Annotated in this window: 6 protein-coding genes; 4 read left to right on the forward strand and 2 right to left on the reverse strand. The window is 56.5% G+C overall.

The genetic code is table 11. The features are described from left to right. The first annotated feature begins 488 nt into the window (after positions 1-488). From L692_RS0122195 to L692_RS0122210, 3 genes are all read left to right on the forward strand, one after another. A complete protein-coding gene (locus L692_RS0122195) occupies positions 489-2,822 on the forward strand; it encodes a ribonucleoside-diphosphate reductase subunit alpha (RefSeq protein ID WP_025702185.1) in 2,334 nt (777 codons plus the stop codon). Positions 2,823-3,077: 255 nt separating this feature from the next. Beyond that, the gene (locus L692_RS0122205) at positions 3,078-4,109 is read left to right on the forward strand and encodes a ribonucleotide-diphosphate reductase subunit beta (protein WP_025702186.1); all 1,032 of its coding nucleotides are present in this window, start codon (positions 3,078-3,080) and stop codon (positions 4,107-4,109) included. A gap of 236 nt (positions 4,110-4,345) precedes the next feature. After that, complete coding sequence (locus L692_RS0122210) at positions 4,346-5,464, forward strand: Gfo/Idh/MocA family protein (protein ID WP_025702187.1); 1,119 nt, start codon at positions 4,346-4,348, stop codon at positions 5,462-5,464. A gap of 131 nt (positions 5,465-5,595) precedes the next feature. Here the strand turns inward: L692_RS0122210 and L692_RS30840 are convergent, their stop codons facing one another. After that, on the reverse strand, positions 5,596-7,740 hold the full coding sequence (locus tag L692_RS30840; RefSeq protein WP_025702188.1) for a methyl-accepting chemotaxis protein: 2,145 nt from the start codon (positions 7,738-7,740) through the stop codon (positions 5,596-5,598). A gap of 274 nt (positions 7,741-8,014) precedes the next feature. Beyond that, a complete protein-coding gene (gene ssuE / locus L692_RS0122220) occupies positions 8,015-8,569 on the reverse strand; it encodes an NADPH-dependent FMN reductase (RefSeq protein ID WP_025702189.1) in 555 nt (184 codons plus the stop codon). 412 nt (positions 8,570-8,981) lie between these two features. Between ssuE and L692_RS0122230 the strand changes: the two genes are divergently transcribed. Then, a partial coding sequence (locus tag L692_RS0122230) for a hypothetical protein (RefSeq protein WP_025702191.1) occupies positions 8,982-9,754 on the forward strand: 773 nt, incomplete at its 3' end.

Consider the following 9,754-nt stretch of genomic DNA (forward strand, 5'->3'; position numbering starts at 1 on the left):
TAAGGTGCTGCGCAGTGTGAAACAAGTGGGTGCTGCTGTGGAGGGGAGGCCGGGCAGTGTTGCCTAATCCAATGGATCGAACATTGCCTACCCCTTCCTCGTATTAATGGGAAATCCCCCCGCTAATTAGCATCATAGAGTTGTCAGAAACATACTTAGGCGGAAATTCTTCCGCTAATTTGCTCGGTTTCCTCCCTTTTTCGCCTGAAACGAAAAATTAGGAGGGGAATTTCCGCTAAGCTTAAAACCGGCCCCTTGTTTCGAAGTATTTAGTAGGAGAAGTTCCAGCTAACAAGCCGGTCAAGGGCGTTTTTGTGCGCTTAAATAGTTCAATTTTTGATATTGAAAATTAAACGCATATATAGCTCAGACAACCCCACCCGCCAATAAGAGCCTCGCCTCCTGCCAGGCTCTTAGGCTCTGAATCATTCATACCCTATACCTATTCATCCCATAAATCATTTACACCATGAAAGGAAGCGATCGTAATGCCCCAACTCGTAGTGAAGCCCGACAACCGCCAGCTTGCTTTTGATGAAATTCGCCTCTCCGTATATGCCGACCGTATTCTGAGCGGACTGGATAGCCTGAATAAAGAGAGGCTGCTGCGCGGCGTGAATGCCAAGCTGCGGCGCGAAGAGGTCAGCGGCGAGGAGATCAGTAATGCTTTTACCATGAGCGCGCTGGAGCTGGTGACCAAGGATGAGCCGGACTGGAAGTTCGCCGCCGCCCGCTCCCTGCTGACCTCCCTCTATAAAAAAGCGGCGGTCAACCGCCGCTACAAGGCTTACCCGGACGAGCCTTACGGCGCGCTGTATCCGCTGATTGAAGGCCTCGTCAAAAAAGGCGTGTACCGCGAGGAGCTGCTGACCGCCTACACGAAAGAGCAGATTGAGGAACTAGGGGCCTGCATCGACCCGTCGCGCGACCTGCTGTTCGATTACATCGGGCTGCTTACGCTATCCGACCGCTACCTGGCCCGCGACTTCGACGGGCGCGTTATGGAGCTGCCGCAGGAGCGCTACATGGTCATCGCCATGTACCTGATGCATCAGGAGCCTGCGGAGAAGCGTCTGGAGCTGGCGAAGGAAGCCTACTGGGCGATGAGCAACATCTATATGACGGCCGCCACTCCGACGATGTCCAACGCGGGCAAAAAAGTCGCGGGCCAGTTGTCCAGCTGCTTCATCGACACCGTCGACGACTCGCTGGAAGGCATCTTCGATTCCAATACGGACGTGGCCCGTCTCAGCAAAATGGGCGGCGGTATCGGCGTCTACCTTGGCAAGGTGCGCGCCCGCGGCTCCGACATTCGCGGCCACAAGAACACAAGCTCCGGCGTCATCCCCTGGATTCGCCAGCTGAACAATACCGCCGTCAGCGTCGACCAGCTTGGCACCCGCAAGGGCGCGATCGCCGTCTATCTCGACGTGTTCCACAAGGACATTCTCGCCTTCCTGGATCTCAAGCTGAACAATGGCGACGAGCGCATGCGCGCCCACGACGTCTTCCACGGCGTCTGCCTGCCTGACCTGTTCATGGAAGCCGTGGAAGCGCGGGGACAGTGGAATCTGTTCTGCCCGCATGAAGTGAAGAAGGTCATGGGCTGGAAGGATGCGAGCGGCCGCGCCCTTGGCCTGGAAGACTTCTATGACGAAGAGTTCGGGCAAGGATCATTCCGCGAGAAATACGCCGAAGCGTCCGCCCATCCGGAGCTGACCCGCATCACTGTTCCGGCCATCGACATTATGAAGCGGATCATGAAATCACAGCTGGAGACCGGGACGCCGTACATGTTCTACCGTGACACGGTCAACCGGGCCAATCCGAACCGCCACAAGGGCATGGTGTTCTCCTCCAATCTCTGTACGGAAATTATGCAGAATCAATCCGCTACCGTGGTCGAGCAGGAGGAGCTTCTTACCAAGGATGGCCAGACCCGGATCGTTATCTCCAAAATTCCCGGCGACTTCGTCGTCTGCAACCTGAACTCGATCCATCTCGCCCGCGCCGTTCCGGCCGGAGTGCTGGAGCGCCTGATTCCGATTCAGGTGCGGATGCTGGACAACGTCATCGATATCAACAACATTGAAGTGCTCCAGGCGCAGTATACGAACAGCCAGTACCGCGCCGTCGGCCTCGGCACCTTCGGCCTGCATCACCTGCTTGCGCTGGAAGGCATCCGCTGGGAGTCCGAGGAAGCGGTGGAGTACAACGACCATCTGTACGAGCATATCAACTACCTGCTCATCCGCTCCAGCATGGAACTGGCCCGCGAGAAGGGCCGCTATCCGAAGTTCGCTGGCTCCGACTGGGAGACGGGCGCGTACTTTGAACTGCGCGGCTACACCAGCGGCGAGCGCGAAGGCAAATTCGTCAAGGCTGAGCAGTGGCGCGCTCTGAAGGAAGAGGTCGCAAGAGACGGCGTCCGCAACGCCTGGATGTTCGCGATTGCGCCGAACGGCTCGACGTCGATCATCGCCGGCTCGACAGCCAGCATCGACCCGCTCTACGAGCTGCTCTCCTACGAGGAGAAGACGACGTACAAAATCGCCAACCCGGCCCCCGACCTGTCCGAGAAGACGATCTGGTACTACAAGACGGCGTTCCTGATCGACCAGAACTGGTCCATCCGCATGGCTTCGGCCCGCCAGCGCCATGTCGACCAGGGCCAAAGCTTCAACCTGTACGTGCGCCCGGATATCAAGGCGACCGAGTTCCTGGACCTGCACCTGAACGCCTGGAAGGGCGGACTGAAATCGACCTATTACGTGCGCAGCCGCGCGCTGACGATCGAGGAGTGCGAGTCCTGCGCAAGCTGAAAATTCAGCACACCGTTTAGCTAAAGCTTGGCAACGAGCACCGGAGGGGAAGCTTGAAGCTGGAGAAGCGTCAGCGGTCGCCTTTATCCCCGGATTTCACCCGCCAGGGTGTTCCAGTCAAGAAATCAGAGGATAACAGCGATCGGAAGCTCAAGCATTCCCTGTAGGTGCGGTTCTGTGCCGGGCATTCAGCCGACTCTGCGAGCGATCATTTTCAGCTTCGCAGAAGACAAACGCATTAAGGAGTGACCAGCCATGCAGCTGCAAAAAATATTCAACACCGAAGCCCCCAACCAATCCACCCGCATTATCGAAGGCGAATGCTCCGGCATTCTGAACTGGAACGACATCCGCATGCCGCATATGTACAAGCTGTACAAGGTGCTGCTGCTGAACCACTGGATTGCCGACGAAATTCCGATGTCCAAGGACGCCCAGCAGTTCCCGCTGCTGGATGCGGAAGAGCAGCGCGTGTTCAAGATCAACATTTCCCTGCTCGCCGTGCTCGATTCGATGCAGACCATGTTCGTCAGCGACGTGAAGCGTTATTTTACCGACTCTTCGCTTGAGGCGATTTCGGCGATTATCGGACAGCAGGAGGTCGTGCATAACCAGTCGTATTCCTACGTCCTCTCCTCGATCGTTTCCGAGCGGGAGCAGAAGGAGATATTTGAATACTGGAAGCATGATCCCGTTCTGCTGGAGCGCAACCAGTTTATTTCAGAGATTTACCAGGAGTTTCGCGATAACCCGTCGCGGCAGAGCTTTTTCCAGGCGCTGGTGGCCGACCTGATTCTGGAGGGAATTTTCTTCTACAGCACGTTCGCCTTCTTCTACAACCTGGCCCGCGACCAGAAAATGATGGCAACGAGCCAGATGATCTCCTACATCCAGCGCGACGAGAACCAGCACTGCTACTTCTTCGCCGAAGTGTTCAAGCAGCTGCTTGAGGACTTCCCGGAGCTGAACACCAAGGAAAATATCGACTATGTATACCGGACCATCGACCGGGCCGTTGCGCTTGAGACGAACTGGGCGCATTACACACTGCAAGAGGTGCGCGGCATCGACCTTGCCGAACTGAGCGACTATATCAAATATATTGCGAACAAGCGCCTCACCCTGATGGGGCTGGACAAAGCGTACCCGGGCGTTGATGTGAACTGCATGCCGTGGATCAAGCCTTTCTCCGACGAGGCGCTGAACGCGACCAAGACCGATTTCTTCGAAGCGAAGTCCCGCAACTACGGCAAGGTGGGCGACGACAACGGATTTGACGATTTGTAAGAAAAAATGGACTCTGACCACCACCGTCAGGGTCCTGAATTTTTTTGAACGCCGCTCCTCTCATTCTCTTCCAATATCAGGCTCCTCCCCAAGCCTATGCCCGTTTAAGCTTCCCGTGATACTCCCGCCCGTGAACTAAAAAGTGCCCACTTACATGAACTCAGTCCTTGTATTATCGTAACGTTATAGCCGCATTTTATCCTGACATACATTCCATAAACAAGGAGTTGGGTGTGATGAAAAAAAACAAACGAAGAGTCGGCATCATCGGAGCGAATATGAAGGGCTCCTGGGGAGGGATTGCCCACCTTCCGGCATTGCTCACGCTTCTTGAATTTCAGGCTGCCGCCGTCTGCACAACCCGTCAAGACAGCGCCAAGGAAACGGCGAAGCGCTTTGGCATCCCCTATGCTTTTACCGATCCGTATCAGCTTGCCCTCCATCCGGACGTCGATCTGGTTACAATCGCGGTTAAAGTCCCCGAGCATGAGAAGCTGGTACAAGCCGCTCTGAGCGCCGGAAAATCGGTCTTTTGCGAGTTTCCGCTCGGGCGAACATCCGCTGAAGCCGCTCGCTTGCTCCAAGCCTCCGAAGCAAAGGGCGTCCGCCATTTTACCGGACTGCAATCCCGGGCCAACCCGGCTGTCCGCTACCTGAAAGACTTGATCGCAGACGGATACATCGGAGAAGTCCGGGCTGTACACTGCAATTACGCGCTGCCTCTGTTCCCTTCGCGGTCGAAGCAGATCAATCAATCCCGGATCTATATGCTGGACAAGACAAACGGAGCGAATCATTTAACCATTACCGCCGGACATTTGCTAGACGGGCTGACGTTTCTGTTCGGACCTTTCTCAGAAGTGTCGGCCGTTCTGGAAACGCAGGCAGACCGGATACCCGTGATGGAAACAGGCGAGATCGTTCAATCCACGTCGCCCGACCATGTCGTCATCACCGGTAAATGGGCGGGCGGAGCGGTCATGAATACCCACATCCGCAATACCCATATAGGTAGTCTTTCCATTGAAATAAACGGGACAGAAGGAGACTTGCTCCTGCAATCGAACGAGAACTTCATGTTCCAGATTGACTCTTTCACGCTGAAGGGAGCGCAGCCGGGCAAAGCCTTGGGCGAGCTGCCCATTCCGCCGCAGTATATTTTGCAGCCTGCGGGTCTGGCGGCCGGTCCGGCGTTCAATCTGGCGGGGCTGTACAGGCAGATTTACAGCGATCTTGAGGAGAATACCCGTCTGGCTCCCGATTTCCATACGGCACTGGCCGTCCATACATTGATCGATGCGGTGCAACGAGCTTCGGATACCGGGACGAGACAAAGCACGGAACCCTTGGACTAGAACATGCATCACTATACGTCCAACTAAAAACGAACCCATTCCCGCTTAAGCGGAGAATGGATTCGTTTGCTGCCACTGCAAGCCGGCACTGCGAGTACCTTCTGTTTACAACTGGAAGGAGATAACAATCCCTACAGCCGGAAGCGGTTGACCAGCTCCTGCATCCCTTCCGCCATATGGGTTACGGCAACGAAGGAGGAAGACATCTCTTCCATCGATGCCAGCTGCTCCTGAGCCGCGGCGGAGACATCCTGCGTTCCGGACGCCGTGGTATGCGCCACGGCGGAAATGCCTTTGAACGCCTGCACAACATGGCCTGTACCGGCTGAGATATGCCGAGTGGCCGCCGATACTTCCTGAGCCTGACTCTTCACCTCATCGACATAATGTTCAATCTCGGTGAATAAGCTGCCCGCCGTATGCACAAGCTCCATCCCAAGCTCCACTTCCTTCGTGGCCTCCTGCATGGAGTTCGCCGCATGACCGATATCCGAGCGAATGGTGTCAATGAGGCCGGCGATCTGCTCGGCCGACCCGGACGACTGCTCGGCCAGATTCTTCACCTCTTCGGCAACGACCGAGAAGCCGCGTCCGTGCTCGCCCGCCCTGGCCGCTTCAATGGCGGCGTTAAGCGACAATAAATGGGTCTGCTGCGACAATTGCGTAATGACTTCGTTCATTTGTCCGACTTCCCGGGAGATGGACGACAGCCGGACAATGACCTTCCCCACCCTGTCCACAGAGCCGCTGATGGATTTCATCTGTTCCGTAACGATCCGGACCGCTTCTCCGCCTTTGGACGATTTGTCGGAGGCGGTGGTTGTCGTTTCCGCAACCGATAACGCCCGTTCAGAGATTTGCTGAATTTGCGCGGCGACCTCATGAACGGTATGTACGCTTTCTTCCACCTTAAGCACTTGAAGACCTGCACCGTCTGCGATTTTTTCGGTAATCCCCGCAATATGCCCGGAAGCTTTGGACGTCTGCTCGGCGCTTAAGGACAACTGCTCGGCGGAGGTCGCCAATTGGCTGGAAGACTGGCCGATCTCCGTCAGAACGGATTTGAACGACTCGGCAATATGATTGAAGCTGTCCGCTATAACCTTTAGCTCGTCTCTCGTGTCAACGTGAAACCGGGCCGACAGATCCCCCTCGGCCATCCGGGAGGCGGCCTGCTTGATCTCGGTCACTACACGGGTAATCGACCGGTAAAGCGCCGTGAACAAATACAGAGAGAGCAGAATCGCCCCTCCTCCGATCAGCTGAGTCCAGAAGACCTGCCGGTTGCCATCCTGGACCTCCCGCTCCAATCTGTCGTTGACCCAGCGGATTCGTTCATTCCACTGCGCAAAGGAACGGTCCAGCGCGTTCTCCGACAGCTTCAGCCATTCCTCCTGATTCATCGCGATCTTTAGCGGCAGCAGCACCCCGGACTCCACTTTGTCCAGCGCAAGCCCGACGCTCTCCTGCGTGCCCGCATCCGCAGCTCTCACCGCCTTAAGCTCGGGGTCCTGCTCGGCAGCGCCCGCAGACGGCGCATAAATGCTCTCCCACCTGCTCTGCACGGCGTCCCAATCCGCGGCTATCGTGTTCTTGACAGCATCGTCGATGGTGGTCTGCGTTACCGCAGTCAGCGTATCGGTCTGGAATTGTCCTAGCTGAAGCAGGAACGAGGGGAATTTACGTAATGTCTCCTCTTTCATCAGGAACAGCCCCGGATCATTCTCCAGCAGAAGCTCCGACTTCAATCCCAGAAGGTCGATCAGCTCCACCGTCCGGCTCAACAGCTGCTTATGTGCTTCGAGGCTTTCCAGGCGTCTTAAGTTAAGCCCTTCCGTCTTCACCGCATTCCACTGGTCTATGTATTCGTTCCATTTCTTCTGCAGCGATGCATCGCCTGGGAATGCCGTCAGGTCGGACTTGAGGGACGCCAGAGTCTTGTCGACCTCGGCTTCGACTGTCTTTAGCTCCCCGGTATCCGGTATCCCCGCATAGGTCCCTGCCTGTACAATAGAATGCCGCTCAAGCAGCCGCAACAGTCCGCCCGATGTCTGAACAGCCTTCAGCCCGTCAATCTGGCCCTTAACGACCGCGACCGAGCTGCGGGACTCGACTGCGGATTGACCTGCCAGTACAAGCACGGGAATCAGCACAGCCGCCCCGATTAGAGTAAACTTTCCGAGAAAAGATAGCCTGTTCAATAACGCGATTCCCGGCTGCAGTCCAAGAAATCTCCACTTGCTCTTCGCTTTAAGCGCACCAACCAATGAACTCATGACCCTTCCCCCATTTTTTTCTAATGTAAACTATTCCTACTTATTTACTATGAAATCTAGCATGATTATTTTTCTGTGTCAATTAAATAAATAGTCATATTATACTAAGCGGAACGGAGCAGCAGGCCGATTACGGAAGACAAGAGAGCGAGATATACGCTGAAAAAGCGAAAACAGCCTGTCCCGGGTTGAGGACAGACTGCTTTTTTTGGTGCTGCACGATCCTTTGTTCAGTTGTGGGGCCTTCATCCCGGAATTCGCCCGTTCAAGCCGGTTAGTCCCGCGTCTTGCGGGCGGCCTTCTGCTCTGTCTCCTCCGCGAACTCATCCAGCGCGTTGTCCAGCCGCAGCTTCAGCTCCTCGGCAATCTCCACCGCTCCGAGATCATTCCGCACCACCTGGGAGTCCACCGCGTACACACCGCCAAGGATATGGCGTGCGCCCAGCACGGACAGCACCGGCTTCAGCGCGTAATCAATCGTGAGCAGATGCGCAAGGCTGCCGCCCATAAAGAGCGGGAGTACGATTTTTCCGGCAAGCCCTTTTTGAGGAACGAGATCCAGAAACGTCTTGAGCACCCCTGTGTAGGAAGCCTTGTATACCGGACTTACAACGATCACCGCATCCGCTTCGGCTACAAGGCCGTTCGCTTTGACAATGTGCTCGCTCTCGAACTTCGTATGAATCAGATCCTCCGGCGGCAGCTCCGCCACATTGATCCGCTCAACCTCAAATCCTTTGCCGCCAAGCGCATTCTCTGCATACTCGATCACCGCGTTGATGCGCGATACGAGGGACGGCGTTCCATTAATTACAACAATCTTGGCCACTTTCCACCTCTTCTGTCAGTCAGGGAGCACGCCCCCGCCAAACTGACAATAACTTAAATTTAAATTATCGTAACAAAGGGACAATAGCGTTGTCAACGTAGGCGGATCGGACGGATTTCTCCGCTTTCCCCTCCTTGCCATTGGCGTCTTCCTGCGCTATACTAAACGGCAACATCACATCCCGATCAGGCCCATGACCGGCATCCAACCGTGAGGCGTTTGCGACCGGGGCGGCATCAGGACCGCTCTCTAAGTTTACCGGGTTTCGCCCGTTACCGCGAAGACCAAAGAGGATCGAATACCGCCGCGTGAGGCCGGGTTCGGTCAACCTGGGTGGCACCGCGAGCTGACGCTCCTCGTCCCATGGATGAGGGCGTTTTTTGTATTTTTTTACAAAAAGGAGCGAACGGTTATGCTGGACATGATGTGGATGAGGGAGAATGCGGAGGTTGTCAGACAGACCGCCAGGTGGAAAAAGGTCGTCGATTTCCCGCTGGATGAGCTGCTGGAATGGGACGACCGGCGGCGCGGGCTGCGCCAGGAGACCGAGGAGCTGCGAGCGCGGCGCAATGCGCTTACCAAAGAAATCGAGGCGCTGCTGCGCCAGGAGAAGCTCGCGGAGGGTGAGGCGGCCAAGGAGCAGGTCAGGGAGATCGGCCCAAGGCTGACCGATGTGGAAGCGCGGCTCGCCGCAGCGGAGACAACATGCCGGGAGCTGATGCTGCGGGCGCCCAATCCCGTGTCGAAGGACACACCCATAGGTGAGAGCGATAAGGACAACGTGGAAATCCGCCGCTGCGGGGAGCCGGCCGCATTCGGCTTCGTTCCCCGGGATCATGTGGAGCTTGGCGAGTGGCATGACATTATCGACATTCCGCGCGGCGTGAAGGCGGGCGGACCGCGCAGCTATACGCTGAAGGGAGACGGGCTGTATCTGCATCTCGCGGTGCAGCGGCTCGCGCTTGACGTACTGACCGCCAGAGGCTTCACGGTCATGGACGTTCCGGCTATCGTCCGCCCGGAAACGCTGGTGCGCACCGGCTTCTTCCCCGGCGGAGAGGAGCAGACCTATGAGCTGAGCGGGGAGAACCGCTGGCTTGCGGGCACCTCGGAGGTGCCGCTCGTCTCGCTGTACAGCGACGAGATCATCGACCTGAAGGAGCCGATGAGGCTGGGCGGGATGTC

Origin of the sequence: Paenibacillus forsythiae T98, from assembly GCF_000520735.1 — a bacterium.
Lineage (GTDB): Bacteria > Bacillota > Bacilli > Paenibacillales > Paenibacillaceae > Paenibacillus_AQ > Paenibacillus_AQ forsythiae.